This window comes from Aromatoleum diolicum (assembly GCF_012910955.1).
GTDB classification, from domain to species: Bacteria; Pseudomonadota; Gammaproteobacteria; order Burkholderiales; family Rhodocyclaceae; genus Aromatoleum; species Aromatoleum diolicum.
Map to the genome: position 1 here is coordinate 1 of NZ_WTVQ01000012.1, position 15,343 is coordinate 15,343.

General features: G+C 65.8%; 16 protein-coding genes, 1 tRNA gene and 1 pseudogene. 5 read left to right on the forward strand and 13 right to left on the reverse strand.

Annotated elements, in window-relative coordinates; genetic code table 11:
- Nucleotides 1-637, forward strand: a pseudogene (locus tag GPA25_RS08895) (DUF4384 domain-containing protein); the annotation flags it as partial.
- A 12-nt stretch (nucleotides 638-649) separates the two neighbouring features.
- Here the strand turns inward: GPA25_RS08895 and GPA25_RS08900 are convergent.
- Nucleotides 650-1,885 (reverse strand): formylglycine-generating enzyme family protein, encoded by a 1,236-nt coding sequence (locus GPA25_RS08900; RefSeq protein WP_425486373.1) that lies wholly within the window; start codon nucleotides 1,883-1,885, stop codon nucleotides 650-652.
- A gap of 219 nt (nucleotides 1,886-2,104) precedes the next feature.
- On the opposite strand from GPA25_RS08900, the gene GPA25_RS08905 reads away from it, so the two are divergent.
- From GPA25_RS08905 to GPA25_RS08915, 3 genes are all read left to right on the forward strand, one after another.
- Nucleotides 2,105-2,527 carry a DUF4399 domain-containing protein gene (locus GPA25_RS08905; protein WP_169260023.1) on the forward strand — a complete coding sequence of 141 codons (423 nt, stop codon included), beginning with the start codon at nucleotides 2,105-2,107 and terminating at the stop codon, nucleotides 2,525-2,527.
- Between the two features lie 72 nt (nucleotides 2,528-2,599).
- Entirely contained in the window at nucleotides 2,600-3,022 is a 423-nt protein-coding gene (locus GPA25_RS08910) for a DUF4399 domain-containing protein (protein WP_169260024.1), read from the forward strand.
- A 243-nt stretch (nucleotides 3,023-3,265) separates the two neighbouring features.
- Nucleotides 3,266-3,835 (forward strand): carbonic anhydrase, encoded by a 570-nt coding sequence (locus tag GPA25_RS08915; protein ID WP_169260025.1) that lies wholly within the window; start codon nucleotides 3,266-3,268, stop codon nucleotides 3,833-3,835.
- Nucleotides 3,836-3,877: 42 nt separating this feature from the next.
- Here GPA25_RS08915 and GPA25_RS08920 read toward each other — a convergent pair whose 3' ends face one another.
- The 10 genes from GPA25_RS08920 to GPA25_RS08965 all read right to left on the reverse strand — a co-directional run bounded on the left by GPA25_RS08920 (nucleotide 3,878) and on the right by GPA25_RS08965 (nucleotide 13,566).
- A complete protein-coding gene (locus GPA25_RS08920) occupies nucleotides 3,878-4,180 on the reverse strand; it encodes a chaperone modulator CbpM (RefSeq protein WP_169260026.1) in 303 nt (100 codons plus the stop codon).
- Nucleotides 4,181-4,183: 3 nt separating this feature from the next.
- Nucleotides 4,184-5,152: a DnaJ C-terminal domain-containing protein gene (locus tag GPA25_RS08925; protein WP_169260027.1), complete on the reverse strand. Its 969-nt coding sequence runs from the start codon at nucleotides 5,150-5,152 to the stop codon at nucleotides 4,184-4,186.
- 25 nt (nucleotides 5,153-5,177) lie between these two features.
- On the reverse strand, nucleotides 5,178-5,435 hold the full coding sequence (locus tag GPA25_RS08930; RefSeq protein WP_169260028.1) for an acyl carrier protein: 258 nt from the start codon (nucleotides 5,433-5,435) through the stop codon (nucleotides 5,178-5,180).
- A gap of 12 nt (nucleotides 5,436-5,447) precedes the next feature.
- Nucleotides 5,448-6,575: a dihydrolipoamide acetyltransferase family protein gene (locus tag GPA25_RS08935; protein ID WP_169260029.1), complete on the reverse strand. Its 1,128-nt coding sequence runs from the start codon at nucleotides 6,573-6,575 to the stop codon at nucleotides 5,448-5,450.
- Entirely contained in the window at nucleotides 6,568-7,539 is a 972-nt protein-coding gene (locus GPA25_RS08940; RefSeq protein WP_169260030.1) for an alpha-ketoacid dehydrogenase subunit beta, read from the reverse strand. Before GPA25_RS08940 ends, GPA25_RS08935 begins: the two co-directional genes overlap by 8 nt.
- Entirely contained in the window at nucleotides 7,536-8,537 is a 1,002-nt protein-coding gene (gene pdhA / locus GPA25_RS08945) for a pyruvate dehydrogenase (acetyl-transferring) E1 component subunit alpha (protein WP_169260031.1), read from the reverse strand. Before pdhA ends, GPA25_RS08940 begins: the two co-directional genes overlap by 4 nt.
- Nucleotides 8,534-10,297 carry an acetate--CoA ligase gene (gene acsA, locus GPA25_RS08950; RefSeq protein WP_169260032.1) on the reverse strand — a complete coding sequence of 588 codons (1,764 nt, stop codon included), beginning with the start codon at nucleotides 10,295-10,297 and terminating at the stop codon, nucleotides 8,534-8,536. The genes pdhA and acsA overlap by 4 nt, the downstream gene beginning before the upstream one ends.
- Before the next feature lie 46 nt (nucleotides 10,298-10,343).
- The gene (locus GPA25_RS08955; protein ID WP_169260033.1) at nucleotides 10,344-11,771 is read right to left on the reverse strand and encodes an RtcB family protein; all 1,428 of its coding nucleotides are present in this window, start codon (nucleotides 11,769-11,771) and stop codon (nucleotides 10,344-10,346) included.
- 162 nt (nucleotides 11,772-11,933) lie between these two features.
- Nucleotides 11,934-12,359, reverse strand: coding sequence for an archease (locus tag GPA25_RS08960; RefSeq protein WP_169260034.1), 426 nt, complete (start codon nucleotides 12,357-12,359; stop codon nucleotides 11,934-11,936).
- A gap of 49 nt (nucleotides 12,360-12,408) precedes the next feature.
- Nucleotides 12,409-13,566: a methyltransferase gene (locus tag GPA25_RS08965; protein WP_246265527.1), complete on the reverse strand. Its 1,158-nt coding sequence runs from the start codon at nucleotides 13,564-13,566 to the stop codon at nucleotides 12,409-12,411.
- Between the two features lie 629 nt (nucleotides 13,567-14,195).
- Here GPA25_RS08965 and GPA25_RS08970 point away from each other — a divergent pair.
- A complete protein-coding gene (locus GPA25_RS08970) occupies nucleotides 14,196-14,618 on the forward strand; it encodes a hypothetical protein (protein WP_169260036.1) in 423 nt (140 codons plus the stop codon).
- Nucleotides 14,619-14,778: 160 nt separating this feature from the next.
- Here the strand turns inward: GPA25_RS08970 and GPA25_RS08975 are convergent.
- Both GPA25_RS08975 and GPA25_RS08980 read right to left on the reverse strand, forming a co-directional pair.
- Nucleotides 14,779-14,854: transfer RNA gene (locus tag GPA25_RS08975), tRNA-Val, on the reverse strand.
- A 40-nt stretch (nucleotides 14,855-14,894) separates the two neighbouring features.
- A complete protein-coding gene (locus GPA25_RS08980) occupies nucleotides 14,895-15,167 on the reverse strand; it encodes an HU family DNA-binding protein (RefSeq protein ID WP_169260037.1) in 273 nt (90 codons plus the stop codon).
- Nucleotides 15,168-15,343: the final 176 nt, after the last annotated feature.

Here is a 15,343-nt window from a genome sequence, read left to right on the forward strand (position 1 = left end):
GCCGTGCTCCGCCTTCACGGCCGCGGTCAGCGAGCACTCACTCGAGGTGCAAGGTTATTTGCCGGAGCGATTCGGACTCGCGCGCCTCAAGGAGGTATTGAATGCAATCCCCGGCGTAACGCGTTTGACGACCGACGTGCAGCAGGTGAGCGACGACAAATGCAGTGTGATCGAGTCGTTCGCGCCCTACTGGAGCAGGAACCGGCAAGCCGGACGGGCCACCTCGATCCGAATGCGCGCCACCAATGCGGAGCTGACGGAAGGCGACTCCTTGATCGCCGACATCACGACGCCCGGCTACGAGTCCTACGTCCATGTCGATTATCACGTTCTGGACGGCAGCGTCGTCCATCTCGTACCGAGCCGGCGATCGCGGGCCAACCAGGCACCGCCCAACCACACGGCCACCATCGGCACCCTCGCCGGCTGGACGATTTCGAAGCCCTTCGGCTCGGAGTTGATCGTGCTGCTCACCACGCCCGTACCGCTGTTCGACAAACTGCGTCCGGAATCCGAATCCAGATCGGACTATCTACGCGCGGTAGAACTGCGGCTGCGCGAAATCTCGGCCAAGTACGGACAGGATCGCATCGCCGCGGATTTCGTCCAGATCACCACCCACGCGCGCGAACGGTGACGCGCTGCGGCGCTATTTCACGTCGCGTGCGACGCGAAATCCATTCTGGGAATGGCGGACGCTCGCGTCGTACTTGAAGCGGGTCGAAGACAGCATGTAGTCCACGCCGTCACGCCATGATCCGCCGCGGATCACGCGCACGCGGCAGTTCGCTTCGTCCCAGGAACGGCCGTCCTCCGGCGCCCCCTTGAAGGAGTTGTGCCAGCAGTCGCTGACCCATTCCCACACGCTTCCGTTCATGTCGTACAGCCCGTAAGGGTTGGCGGCAAAGGAGCCGACGCTGACGGGTCCGTCCGCAGTCCAGGGTTCGCCGCAGGCCTTGCAATTCGCATGGCCGGTGCGCATCTGGCCGCCCCACCAGTATCGCGTCGAGGTGCCGCCCCGCACCGCATACTCCCACTCCGCTTCCGTCGGCAGCCGATAGGATTTGCCGCTGGTCTTGCTCAGCCACTGGACATATTGCCGGGCGTCGTCCCAGCTCAGGTCGCGCACCGGGGCATTCTTCACGGCGTTCGCATCACCGCTCAAACGCGGGCACCCGCCGCCGTCCACACAGGCGGCCCACTGTTCGTTCGTCACCTCGTACTTGCCGATCGCGAAGGGCTGGGCGATCGATACCCGGTGCGCCGGCCTTTCCGTCGGATCATCGGTGTTGCTTCCCATCACGAACTCGCCTCGCGGCAGTCCGATCACGACCGGACAAGCGGGACAATCCTTGATCTCCGTGAGGGCGGCGACGGCGCTCGCGGCTACCGCCGGCGCCGGCGGGGCCGGCGGGGCCGATGGTGCGGCGCGCGCCCGCTCCGGCGCTGCAGGGGCAACAGGCGCCGGGCGCGCCCGTTCCGGAGCCGGTGGGGCGGCGGCAGGCGCCGGACGCGCCCGTTCCGGCGCCGGTGCTGCAGCAGGGGCCGGACGCGGTGCCGGCACCTCGACCTTCGGTGCCGCCGCGCGCAAGCGCTCGATGCGCGCCCGTGCCAGGGCAGCGAATCGCCCGTTCGGGTAGGCCTTCAGGTACGCCTCGTAATCGCTGGCGTGCTCGCTGTCCTTGACGGAGTCCCAGAACGTGAGCTCGTATTGCTCGGCGCTATCCTTGGGAAGGATCCCGCCCTGGACCTGTGCGCTCGCGCACACCCCCAACATCCCTATGATGAGCAGATTTCGCCACATGTCCGTACCCCGTTTGCTTTGCAGTTGAACTGGCAGCATCCGTCGGAAACGCAACTCTCCGGCGCCGCAGGGGCGATCCATCAGCCCCTCCGGGAAGCCGCACGGAGTAAGACATGGCCGAAACTGACAAGATTCGCTTGCTGTTTTGGTCGTCGAAGTCGCGCCATATCTCAGTTCATTATATGTATCTTTCTGCCAAGTTCCGTCCTAATCTGAACTCGTGATTAGCTCGGGCGGACCGGCCCGTTCATGGGGCCGTGCGACGCATGCGTCAGACATTTATCGCGGAGGATGCGCAAAATGTTGAGGAAAATCACTCTTGCCGCACTCGCAACTGCGGCCCTGACAATTGCGCCGGCGTTGGCAGCAGGGACGCCCTCGCCATCGAATGCCGAGGCCTACATTCTCTGGCCGCCGGATGGTGCGGTCATCGTCGGCGGCAAGCTATGGGTACGGATGGGCCTGCGCAATATGGGTGTTGCCCCGAAAGGCGTGGAAATGCCCAATGTCGGTCACCATCACCTCCTCGTCGACACCGAACTATCGACCGACGGGCAGATTCCGTCCGACAGAAATCACCTCCATTTCGGTGCAGGTGAGACCGAGGCACGCATCGAGCTTCCGCCAGGCAAGCACACCCTGCAACTGCTCCTGGGCGATCATGACCACAAGCCGCATGACCCCCCTGTGCATTCAAGGAAGATCACGATCACGGTCCCCTGAGCAGCCGGGTTGCCCACACGTCCGAGGTTTCGGTTTCATCGTCATGCAGGCAAAAAAACTGGGAGCGAATCCATGTACAAGTCATTCGTTGCCGCCGTCGCGGTCTTGCTCTTAACGGACTGCGCACTCGCCGGCAGTACCCCCGCCCCGGCAAATGCTTATCTATACATCGGCTGGCCCGTCGATGGCCAGGTCATGCCGGCCGGAAAACCGTTTCGGGTGTGGTTCGGACTACGCAACATGGGCGTCGCGCCGAAGGGCGTCAACTTCCCCAATACCGGCCACCATCATCTGCTGATCGATACGGATTTGCCCTCGGCGGACGCGGAAATTCCTTCCGACAGAAATCACCTGCATTTCGGAGCAGGTGAAACGGAAGCCATGGTGGAGTTGGCTCCGGGCAAGCACACCTTGCAGTTGTTGATGGGCGACGACAAGCACATTCCCCACAACCCGCCGATTCATTCCAAGAAGATTTCGATCACCGTCAGGTGACGGTCAGGGGGATCGCACGTTCCCCCGCACAACGGCATCGGCGATACCGACGTCGGACTGGAGCTGCCGAGCGGACAGTGCGCGCGCGGCCGGCAAGGCGCCGACGGCGCCAGCGCGTCTTGCATGATCCCGCAAGCCCAATCCCGCAGCATGAGCGCATGCGTAAATGCAATTCGCATTAATTCATTTACAATCCGTGACGGCAACATCCCGTCCCTGATCCCTTGAATGAATGCGAAAAAAATGAATCCCAGACACCCATGCGCCTGCCATCACGACCAGGCCAATACCCTTCCCACGTCCCGCCGCAACTTCCTGCAACGCGCCACCCTCGCCACCGGCGTCGCCCTGCTTGGCACCGTCGCCCATAGCGGTAAAGCCAGCGCCGGCGGCCATACCGACATCCTGCTGCTGACCTGCATGGATTTCCGCCTGATGGACAGCGTCGAGCACTACATGGCCGCCCGTGGCCTCACCCACAAGTACGACCACGTCGTGCTCGCGGGTGCGTCGCTCGGCGCCGTCACCGACAAGTACCCGGCATGGAACCGCACCTTCTGGGATCACCTCGGCGTCGCCATCCAGCTCCATGACATCCATAAGGTTGTTGTCATGGATCATCGCGACTGCGGCGCCTACAAGGCCATCCTCGGGGAAGACCTGGCGAACGACCCCGTCCGCGAGCAAGAGATCCATCGCGACCACCTCGACCGATTGGCGCTTGCGATCAAGACCCGGCACCCCGGTCTGGAAGTCGAGACCCTCCTGATGGCCCTCGACGGCTCGGTCGAAACCCTCGGCACTTTCGCATAAGCCCGGCGGGGACGCCGTCCGGGGCGAATCGCAAGCTTCCGCTTACCCCGGACGGCCCAGACGCGCCCGAAGTTCGTCCACCTCTTCGAGCAGGTCCGCCATCAGCGCCGCCAGTTCGGGTACCGCATCGAAGTCGCGCTCGAGCTGCCGCATGCGTCGCGCGCGTGACAGCATCGTGCCGGAAAAACGCCAGATGCCGGCGACGCTCTCGACATGCGGGAAAAGCCCCTCGTCGATGTGTCGCACCAGCCAGTCCGGCTCGACCTTGCAGGCCGCTGCGACCTGTTCGAGCGTGAGCCAGCTCTCTTCCATCAGGCTGCCGATCAGGATCTCTTCGTCGCGCATGGCTCATCTTCTCCCGTTACGAGGGGAATCGACGGCTCTGGGGTCGAACGCCAGCTCCCGCGCCATCGTTTCGTAGAATTGACGCGCCTCCGGGCTGTCGGCGGGCGGCAGCACGACCTCGATGGTAAGCAGTACGTCGCCTGCCGGCGTACCCGGAATCCCCTTGCCGCGCACGCGCAGCTGCCTGCCGCTCTGCGTGCCCTCCGGGATGCGTACCTTGATGCTGCCATCGGGCAGATCCACCGCCACGACCGCCCCCAGGGCCGCCTCCCACGGTGCCACCAGCAACGTCAGATGCAGGTCGCGTCCGTCCGGACGAAAACGCGCATGCGGGCGGAAATGCACCTCCAGCAGCAGATCGCCCGCCGGCGCGCCGCCTGCGCCCGGCGCTCCCTGCCCGGCGAGGCGGATCACCTGGCCTTCATGCACACCGCGCGGGATCTTCACATTGAGCGTGCGCGTCGCCAGCTGGACATGACCCTGCTCGTCCACCTGCGGCGCTCGCAGCGAGATCTGCCGCGTGGCGCCGCTGAACGCGTCGTCGAGATCGAGCAGTACTTTTGCGTGATGATCTTCGCCGCGTGCGCGAAATTGCCCACGGTGTGCGCGGAACCCCCCCGGCGCGGCGCCCATGCGGCCAAACAGCTCGGCGAAGAAATCGCTGTAGTCGGCTGCTTCGTGCGGCGAGGCGCCGTCACCGGAAAACTCGAAGCCCGCATCCCAGTCCGGCGGCGGACGGAATTCCTGGCCCGGGCGGTAGCCCCGCCCCAGCTGATCATACGCGGCGCGCTTCTCCGGGTCCGACAGCACCGTATAGGCTTCGTTGATTTCCGTCATCCGCCGCTCTGCGTCCGGCTCCTTCGAGACGTCCGGGTGATATTTCCGCGCAAGCTTGCGGAATGTCTTCTTGATGTTCTCCGCGGTCTCGTCGCGGGCGACGCCGAGGATCTGATAGTAGTCCCTGAATTCCATCTGTACTCCCTCCGGGGGCCTGCACCTAGCCAAGCTTCGTGCGCAGATAGTCGAGCAGGTCGCCGAGCGTCACGAGGCGGCCGTAATCCGCTTCGGGGATGCTCACGTTCAGCTGCTCGCTGATCCCGATCAAGAAGTTGAGCCAGTCCATCGAATCCAGATCGACCTGCTGGCGTAACGGGTGGTCGTCGCGGAGCTCCGCTTCCTCGATCTCGGGGGCGATGCTTCCGAGGATCGCGATCACCTTCCCGCGCAGATCCGGATTTGCTGCCGTCTTTTCCATTGCCACTCCCTTTTAGAGATCCTGCGGCTGCTGCAGCCGCGCGCGCAGTTCGGCGAGGAACAGCGCGCCGCGATGCCCATCGGAGACCCGGTGATCGGCCGCAAGACTCGCGACAACCGTCGGCATCACGCACAGCGCATCATCTTCGACCCACGGCCGCAGCGCGACGCGGCCGAAACCGACGAGCGCGACCTGCGGCGGATAGATCACGCCGACGACCGACTCGACGCCCTGTTCGCCGAGATTGGTCACGGTGATCGTCGGATCGCTCATCTCGGAACTGCGCAGCGAGCCGGCGCGCGTGCGTTTGACGAGATCGGTCAGCTCGCGCATCAGCTGGTCGAGCGGTTTCTTGTCGACCTCGTGCAACGCCGGCGCAATCAACCCGCCCTGCCGCAACGAAATCGCGACACCGAGGTGCGCCGCCGCAGCGGGCTCGAAACGGCCGTCACGGAAGAAGCCGTGCAGATCGGGGTATTTCGTCAGCGCAAGCGCCACCGCCTTCAACTGCAGCACTGCCATCAGCAGCCGCTCGGTGATCGGCCGCCCTGCGTTGATCCCGGCGAGCCATTGCTGCGCGCGCGCCATCGGAATCGTTTCGAGCAGGTAGTAATGCGGGATCTCGCGTTTCGAGCGGCTCATCGCCGCGGCAATCGCGCGCCGCATCTCGGTCTGCTTGTCGGCGTCCACGGCCTTCGCCGGAACCTGCGCGGGCGCTTTCGACCCTGCCGGTGTCGCGACTGCAGCGTCGACGTCGGCGAGCGTCAGCGCTCCGCCCGGGCCGCTGCCCTTGAGCCGTGCAACATCGACACCCAGCGCCTCGGCACGCTTGCGCGCGGCGGGCGAAATGCGCTGGCGCCCCGCCACCGGCGCCCTGGCCGTCGGTGCAGCGCCCGGCTTCTCGCCGGGCTCCAGCAGCGTCGCGAGCACCGTGCCCACCGGAATCGTCTCACCCGGCGCGATCAGCAGCTCGTGCACCGTGCCGTCCTGCCAGATCTCGACATCGACCGCGGCCTTGGAGGTATCGACGATCGCGACGACCTGGCCCTTGCGCACCGCGTCGCCGGGTTTGACCTTCCATTCGAGGAGCTTGCCCTCGTCCATGTCGGCGCCCAGCGAGGGCAGTTTGAATTCAAACATTCAGCACCTCTTTGACCGCGGCGACGATCTTCGCCACCTGCGGCAGCGCGGCATCCTCCATGTGCTTCGCGTACGGAATCGGCACTTCCTCGCTGCATACGCGCAGCGGCGGCGCATCGAGGTCAAAGAAGCATTGCTCGACGATGCGCGCCATCACTTCCGCCGCGAGGCTGCCGCTGCGCCAGCCCTCGTCGACGATCACGGCGCGATGGGTGCGGCGCACCGACTCGGCGATCGTGCGGGTGTCCAGCGGGCGCAGCACGCGCAGGTCCACAACCTCGACGTCGATGCTCTCGCGCGCGAGCGCCACCGCCGCGTCGAGCGCCTTCGGCAGGCTGCCGCCGTATGCGAACAGGCTCAGCCGGCTGCCCGGGCGGCGGATCGCGGCGCGTTCAATGTCGCAATGCCAATCGTCGAGGAGTTCGTCTTCCGTGTTGTAGAGCTGCGCATGCTCGAAGATCACCACCGGGTCGGGGTCGGCCAGCGCCGCACCGAGCATGCCGCGCGCATCGGCGACGGTCGCGGGTGCCAACACGCGGATGCCGGGGATGTGCGCGAACCAGTTCTCCAAGCTGTGAGAATGCTGGGCCCCGAGCTGGCGACCGGCGCCGGTGGCCATGCGGATCACGAGCGGCACCGAGAACTGCCCGCCCGACATGTGGCGCAGCAGGGCGGCACTATTGACGATCTGGTCGAGCGCCAGCAGGCTGAAATTGACCGTCATGATCTCGACGATCGGGCGCATGCCGCCGAGCGCCGCGCCGATGCCGGCACCGACGAAACCGAGTTCGGACAAGGGCGTGTCGCGGATGCGCTCGGGGCCGAACTCCTCGTAGAAGCCTTTCGACACCGCGTCGGTGCCGCCGTAGCGGCCGACGTCCTCGCCCATCAGGAACACCCGCGGGTCAGCGGCGAGCGCCTCGCGCAACGCCTGCCTGATCGCCTCGCGATAGCTGATCCTCATGCTGTCGCTCCCCGTGTGGTGACGTCCTTGAGCAGATCTCCGACCGGCTCCCACGCGGCGGCCTCGGCAAACGCGACCGCGGCGGCGACTTCCGAGTCGGCCGCCGCATCGAGTTCGAGGAAGCCCTCCTCGGTCAGCTCACCCGCAGCCTTCAGCTGCGCCGAGAAACTGTGGATCGGCCCGCGCTTCTTCCACTCCTCGACCTCGGCCTTGTCGCGGTAGAGTTCCGGGTCGAACATCGAGTGCGCGCGGAAGCGGTAGGTCTGCAACTCGACGAAGAACGGCCCGGCGCCGTTGCGCACCTGCTGTGCGGCCCGGCACGTCGCCTCATGCACCGCCACCACATCCATGCCATCGACCTTCAGCGTCGGCACCTTGTAGCTCGCCACTTTCTCGCACAGGTCGGTCTGCGACTCCGAACGCGCGAGCGCGGTACCCATCGCGTACAGGTTGTTCTCGCACAGGAACAGCACCGGCAGACGCCACAGTGCGGCGAGGTTCATGCCCTCATGAAAGGCGCCTTCGGCCATCGCCCCTTCGCCGAAGAAGCAGGCCGTCACACGACGAATGTCCTGCATCCGGTCGGCCAACGCGAGCCCCACCGCCAACGGCAGCCCGCCGCCGACGATCGCATTGCCACCATAGAAGCGCCGCGCCGCATCGAAGAGATGCATCGAACCGCCGCGCCCGCGCGAACAGCCCGCGGCCTTGCCGAACATCTCGGCCATGATCGCGTCCATCGGCACGCCGCGCAGTAGCGCGTGGCCGTGCTCGCGGTAGGTCGCGACGACGTTGTCGGTCGCGTCGAGCGCATGCATCGCGCCGCTTGCACAGGCTTCCTCGCCGATATAGAGGTGCAGGAAGCCGCGGATCTTGCCGGTGCCATACAGTTCGGCGCATTTTTCCTCCATGCGGCGGATGCGCAGCATATCGGCGAGCAGGCGTAGCGCGAACGGCTGCTCGCCCGCGGCAGCCTTGGCCTTGCGCTTCGCGTTCATGCTCCAGCCTCCAGCGTCGACGTATCGCCTTCGGGCAGCCCCAGTTCGCGCGCCTTCAGCAACCGGCGCATGATCTTGCCACTGCGCGTGCGCGGCAGCGTCGCGACGAAGTCGATCTCCTTCGGCGCGACCGCGGCGCCGAGCTTCTTGCGCGCGTGGCCGAGCAACTCCATGCGCAGCGCATCACCGGGTTCGAAGCCCTTCTTCAGCGACACGAAAGCCTTCACGATTTCGCCGACCATCGCGTCGGGCTTGCCGATGACGCCGGCTTCCGCGACCGCCGGGTGCTCCATCAGCGCGCTCTCGACCTCGAACGGCCCGATCAGGTGGCCCGCCGACTTGATCACGTCGTCGCTGCGCCCGACGAACCAGAAGTAGCCGTCGGCGTCGCGCCGCGCGAGGTCGCCGGTCAGATACCACACGCCGGAGAAGCACTTGCGATAGCGCTCCTCGTTGTTCAGGTAGCCGTGCAGCATCGACGGCCAGCCACGCATCAGTGCGAGCTCGCCTTCGACGTCCGGCTCGTGCACCACCTCGACCAGACCGTCTGCACCCTGGCGCACGATCGCCGCTTCGACGCCCGGCAGCGGCTTGCCCATCGAGCCGGGCTTGATGTCGAGCGCCGGCAGGTTCGCGATCATGATGCCGCCGGTCTCGGTCTGCCACCAGTTATCGTGGATGGGCAGGCCCAGCACCTCCTTGCCCCACCACACCGCCTCCGGATTCAGCGGTTCGCCGACGCTGGCGATGAAGCGCAGCTGCGGGAATGCGAAACGCCTCGCAAGTTCGGCGCCCGCCTTCATCAGCATACGGATCGCCGTCGGCGCGGTGTACCAGACGGTCACCCCCTGCTCCTGCAGGATGCGGTACCAGCGTTCGGCATCGAAATCGCCCTCGTCGACGATCGAAGTGACCCCATGCAACAGCGGCGCGATGATGCCGTAGGACGTGCCCGTGACCCAGCCCGGATCGGCAGTGCACCAGAAGACGTCGTGCGGATGCAGGTCGAGCGCGTAGCGCCCGGTCGCCCAGTGCGTCGTCACCGCACCATGCACGTGCATCGCGCCTTTCGGCGCGCCAGTCGTGCCGCTGGTGAAGTGCAGCAGCGCGAGCTCGTCGGGCCGCGTCGCGACGGTCGCGAAATCGTCCGCGGCGGCTGCCATCAGCTTCCCGAGATCGTGCGTACCGGGCACGTCCGTGGGCTGGCCGTCCTCGCCGACTAGCAGCACGTGGCGCAGCGTCGGCAACTGCTCGCGGATCTTCGCCACTTTGCGCTGGTACAGCAGCCCGCTCGTCACCAGCACCGCCCCTTGGCCGAGATTCAGCCGTGTGGCGATCGGCTCCGGGCCGAACGCGGAAAACAATGGCGACACCGCGCAGCCCATGCGCAGGCTACCGAGCACCGCGACGTACAGCTCCGGAATGCGCCCGGTCAGCACGAACACGCGCTCGCCGCGCGCGACCCCGAGCGACTGCAGCGCATTGGCGAAGCGCGCGGTGAGTGCCGCGAGCTCGCCGTAACTCACGTCGCGAACGATTCGCTGGCCGAGGAAGCGGAAGGCAAGGTGCTCGCGCAATGGCCCGCCTGCGTGGCGCACCACCGCCTCATGCGCGATGTTCAGCGCCCCGCCCGGCAGGCCGGAAAGCGCCTCCCGCGCCGCCTCCCACGAGAAGCTGCGACAGGTATCCGCATAGTCGGCGAGGTTCGGCGCGACGCGCAGGTCGGCGGCGGTCTTGTGGATGATTGCGGGACGCTGCATGAATCACTCCTTGGCTATCGACCGACGACGCTCACCCCGACGACACTCACCCCTTTACGCACACCAGCGGTTTCAACCGCGCCACCTTCACCGCCAGCCCGGCCTGCTCGGCAGCCTCGACGACCGCGCCGACATCCTTGTACGCGAGCGGCGCCTCCTCTGCGACACCGCGGAAGCTCGGGCTGCGGATCAGAATGCCGCGCGCCGCAAGTTCATCGACAACATTGCGTCCGTGCCAGCGCCGCAGCGCCTCGTGGCGACTCATCGCCCGCCCTGCGCCGTGACACGCGGATCCGAACGCGCGCTCCTCGGTACCCGCCGCGCCGGCCAGGATCCATGACGCGGTGCCCATGCTGCCACCGATCAGTACCGGCTGACCCGCCTCGCGGAATTCGCGCGGCAGCTCGGCATGACCGGGGCCAAAGGCCCGCGTCGCGCCCTTGCGGTGCACGAACAGGCGCCGCCGCTCCTCACCGACACGGTGCATTTCCTCCTTGCAGGTGTTGTGCGACACGTCGTACAGCAGCGGCAGGCGCACGCGCGGGAACACGTCGGCGAAGGCTGCGCGCGCGAGATGCGTGAGGATCTGCCGATTCGCCAGCGCGCAATTGATGCCCGCCCGCATCGCGCCGAGGTAGCGCTGGCCGAGCTTCGACTTCAGCGGCGCACAGGCGAGTTCGCGGTCCGGCAACGCGATGCCTGCGGGTGCTGCGATCACCATCTCGCGCAGGTAGTCGGTACCGATCTGGTGCCCCAGGCCCCGCGAACCGCAGTGGATGCTGACCACCACGTCGCCGACCGCGAGGCCGTAGGCCTGCGCGATCGCCGTGTCGAACACCGCTTCGACGACCTGCACTTCAAGATAATGGTTGCCCGAACCCAGCGTGCCCATTTCGTCACGCTGACGCTTCTTCGCCATGTCGGATACCGCAGACGGGTCCGCGCCGGCGACACAACCGGACTCCTCGATCCGTGCGAGGTCGGCCTCGCTGCCATACCCCTCCTTGACCGCCCAGCGCGCGCCGCCGTGCAGCATCGCGTCCAGCCCCGCGGCCGACAGGCGCAAGGCGCCGGTGCTGCCGATACCGGCAGGGATGCGCGCATACAGCACGTCCGCGAGTCGCGCCTTCGCGGCCTCGACATCGGCGAGCTTGAGCCCGGTATGCAAGGTGCGCACGCCGCAGGAAATGTCGAAGCCCACACCCCCCGCCGACACGACGCCACCCTCGTCGGCATCGAAGGCCGCCACGCCGCCGATCGGAAAGCCGTAGCCCCAGTGTGCGTCCGGCATCGCATAGGACGCCCCGACGATACCGGGCAGGCTCGCGACGTTCGCCACCTGCTCGGCGACTTTTTCGTCCATCGCCTCGATCAGGTCGCGCGACGCATAGATCACGCCCGGCACGCGCATGCGCCCCGTCGCGGGCATCACCCACTCGAAGGGGCCGCGTTGCCGGAATTTCGCGAGTTCCATCGTCGATCTCCTGCGGGCTTCAGCGCCTCGGTTCAGTGTCTCAACTCGCGCAATTGCCCTTACAACCTGCACCGGGCCGCCGACGAACCCGCTCTTTGTGCGGCACATCGCTCACCCCGGCGCACTCACTATTTCAGCATAGTCAAAACCGCGCGGCATGGCTCAGACATCTACCACACATTGTGCAAGCCACTGTCCATCGGCCTGCAGACCGACCTTGAGTTCGCAGTAAGAGACGCCTTTCACTTCCGCCGCAGGCTGGTGGCGGCCGACGTCCACCGGCTCGCCCCACACCGTCGCCAGCAGGCGGGAGTCGTCGCCCGCCACGTCGATGAGCACGTCGAAGCGCGAGAACAGCATCCGCCGCGTCGCCATCTCAAACACCAGCGCATTGAGCCAGTCGACCAGCAGCAACTCCACATCGGGTGCAGTGGACGCGATCGCGACCGCCTCGCGCGGCGCCACCGCGGCAGGATCGCAGATCGCCGCCGTCAGCGCCGTCGCCGCGCCCGCGAAAGCCTCGGCGAGCGTCGCGCCAGTCCCGCGCACGCCGATGTCAGCCTCGTGAGCGAAGGTCTCCCATGCCATGTCCCCTCCCCTGCACCGCCGACATACAACGACGAGCTACCGGCACACACTAACGATTCCGCACCCCGAGCCGCCACAGCGAAGTCACCTCCGCGGCCCGCGCCGCATGTAGCGGGTCACTGTCGTCCGACGCGCGCGGATGTTTCGGCCGCACGCCGGAGCGACCGATCACCACCAGCCCCGCCGCATCGATGAGTGCCAACAACTCCTCGCGCGAACGCAGTCCCAGGTGCTCGGCGAGATCGGACAGGATCAGCCAGCCCTCGCCGCGCGGCGTCAGGTGTGCCGCCAGGCCCGCGAGAAAACCGCGCAACATCTGGCTGTCCGGGTCATACACCGCGTATTCGATGGGCGAACTCGGCCGTGCCGGCACCCACGGCGGATTGCACACCACCAGCGGCGCCCGTCCTTCCGGGAACATGTCCGCCTCGATGACCTCCACCCGCTTGGTGAATCCGAGCCGGGCGATGTTCTCGCGTGCACAGGCCAGCGCCCGCGGATCCTGATCCGTCGCCACGATCCGCTTCACACCCCGCCGCGCCAGCACGGCCGCGAGCACGCCAGTACCCGTGCCCACATCGAAAGCCAGATCCTCCGCCCCCACCGGCAGCGCCGCCTCCGCAACCAGTTCGACGTATTCCCCGCGCACCGGCGAGAACACGCCGTAATGCGGGTGAATGCGCGCAACCAGCGGCTGAATCTCGACGCCTTTCTTGCGCCACTCGTGCGCCCCGATCAACCCGAGCAACTCGCGCAGCGACGCCACGAAAGGCTCGCCCGCCGCTGGCCCATATGCCTCCGTGCAAGCCTGAAGCACATCCGGCGCGCGCCGCAACGGGATACCGTAATTGCCGTCGAACGGCAGCAACAGCATCCCCAGTGTCCGCGCGCGCTGCGCCTGTGCCTGGCGATGCAGATGGAAGGCCTCGGTCGGCGACGCCACCGGCTTGCCGCCCTTTGCCGTCCCCCCCTTGCCCGGCTTGCGATCGATGCGCCGCACCAGCGCCTGCAGCAGCTGGCGCGCGTTCTGGAAATCGCCCCGCCACAGCAGTCCGGTCCCCTCGCACGCCAGTCGGTAGGCCGCATCGGCACTCATCGTGTCGTCCGCCACCACCACCCGCTTCGGCGGTCGTGCCCCGCTCTCCGAGCGCCAGCGCGCCGAGCGCTCCTCGCCGTCCTCGGTCCACGCAATCGTCTGTTCTTCCAAGAATTCTCTCCAGATCCTTTTCACGCGCCCCGGCACGCAAACGTCGGCATCGCCCCCGGCCCACGGTGGGCCATTCACGGGCGCTGACGAGCACGACGTCCTTGCCTGCTGCACGCGTACACCGGTGCACGGCATGCCGTCGACGCAAAAAAAACATCCTGGCACTTGGCCAGGGTGCGACTTGAACCAAGTCAATTCAGCAACAAGGGAACAATTCCCAGCATCTAATACGCGAAAAAGACCATTCGCACCATAGCCGGCAGGCACGGGCGGAAAGGAATTTGATCGATCCCCCTGCCGGTCATCACGTCGCCGCACGGGAGCAAGGTGATCTGCGTCACGCGAATCTCCAGTGGCCGGACTACGCCATCTGGCAAACACCTTCGTCATGACCAGCGAACTGTGCGATGTCGTCCCCGGTTCGATCCCGGGTGACGCAAGCGAACTCGTGCCCGTCACCAATGCAGCCTGGCGATAGCGCTAAGCCTGATGCACGCGGCCGGCTTCAAGCATAGCGTGATCCTGCTCAACCCGCGCGGCGCTCCTTCCTCTCATTACCTGACGATACCGGTCACATGCGACGCATGCGTGTTAGGGTTCAGCAACACTATAGGACGGAGAGCGCTGGGATGACTCTGAACACGGCGTCGCACTCGTCGACCACGGATCGTGGGGCACGCGTCGCATTAATCTATGCGCTGGTCGCCGAACGCTTGTCGACTTACTACGAACATGATCAGTGGCTGACCGAAGCCCAAGGGGCCAGCCTTTGCGCCGACTGGTTATCCAGGTCGAAACGCAGCCTGCCGCTTGCCGACAGAAAGCATCTGTCCGCCTTGAGCGATCAATTGGCCAGGCAAATTGCAGAGTCACTCTCCCGGGAAGCGGGTCTCTACACCGCCCACGAGATGATGGAGTCACTGGATCCGAACCATGATTCAGACATCGGCCGATCGCTCATGGTGGAATGCCAGCGTTTTCTGGACAGCGACGTGGCGGCCGACGCGTCTACAAAGCAAACCTGCAGCGTCTCGCCCATGAGACAGGCCTGATTCCCTTCATCCCCGCCGAGCAAGCAGAACGCCAGACTAAGGCAGGGTCTTGACGGTACGCCTTGCCTCTCGCTGACACAGCCTGACACAACAAAAAACCCGCAAAGCCTTGAGCTGTGCGGGTTTCTGGTACTACGTGACACGTGGTGAACCTTGTTTCTGGTGGGTGCTGACGGGGTCGAACCGCCGACATTCGCCTTGTAAGGGCGACGCTCTACCAACTGAGCTAAGCACCCGCACCGTACCGGACACCAAACATCTATCCGGTAAAGCCAGCTAGTTTACCGCATCTTTCAAAGCTTTACCAGGCCGAAATTTCGGAACTTTGGCGGATTTGATTTTGATGCTCTTGCCGGTGCGGGGATTGCGGCCGGTGCGGGCGGCGCGTTCACCTACGTGGAAGGTGCCAAATCCAACCAGGGTGACGGAATCGTCTTGCTGCAGCGCGTCCTTGACCGCCGCAATCGCTGCGTCGAGCGCCCTGCCGGCGGCCGATTTGGAGATCTCGGCCCTGGCGGCAATTTGGTCGATCAATTCGGATTTATTCACTTAAGTCCCCTCTTGGATATTAGTGCGATAGCCCGAAAATGCGCAAACCCTTTGCCGGTGGGGCACTCAGGCCAATTCCAGGTGCGTTGCGAGATGCACGGACTTTATAGCGCGCTGTATTCCAGAGTGTCAAGACGCGCTGCAGCGATTCCCGTCTGGCTGCAGCGCGTCTTGAC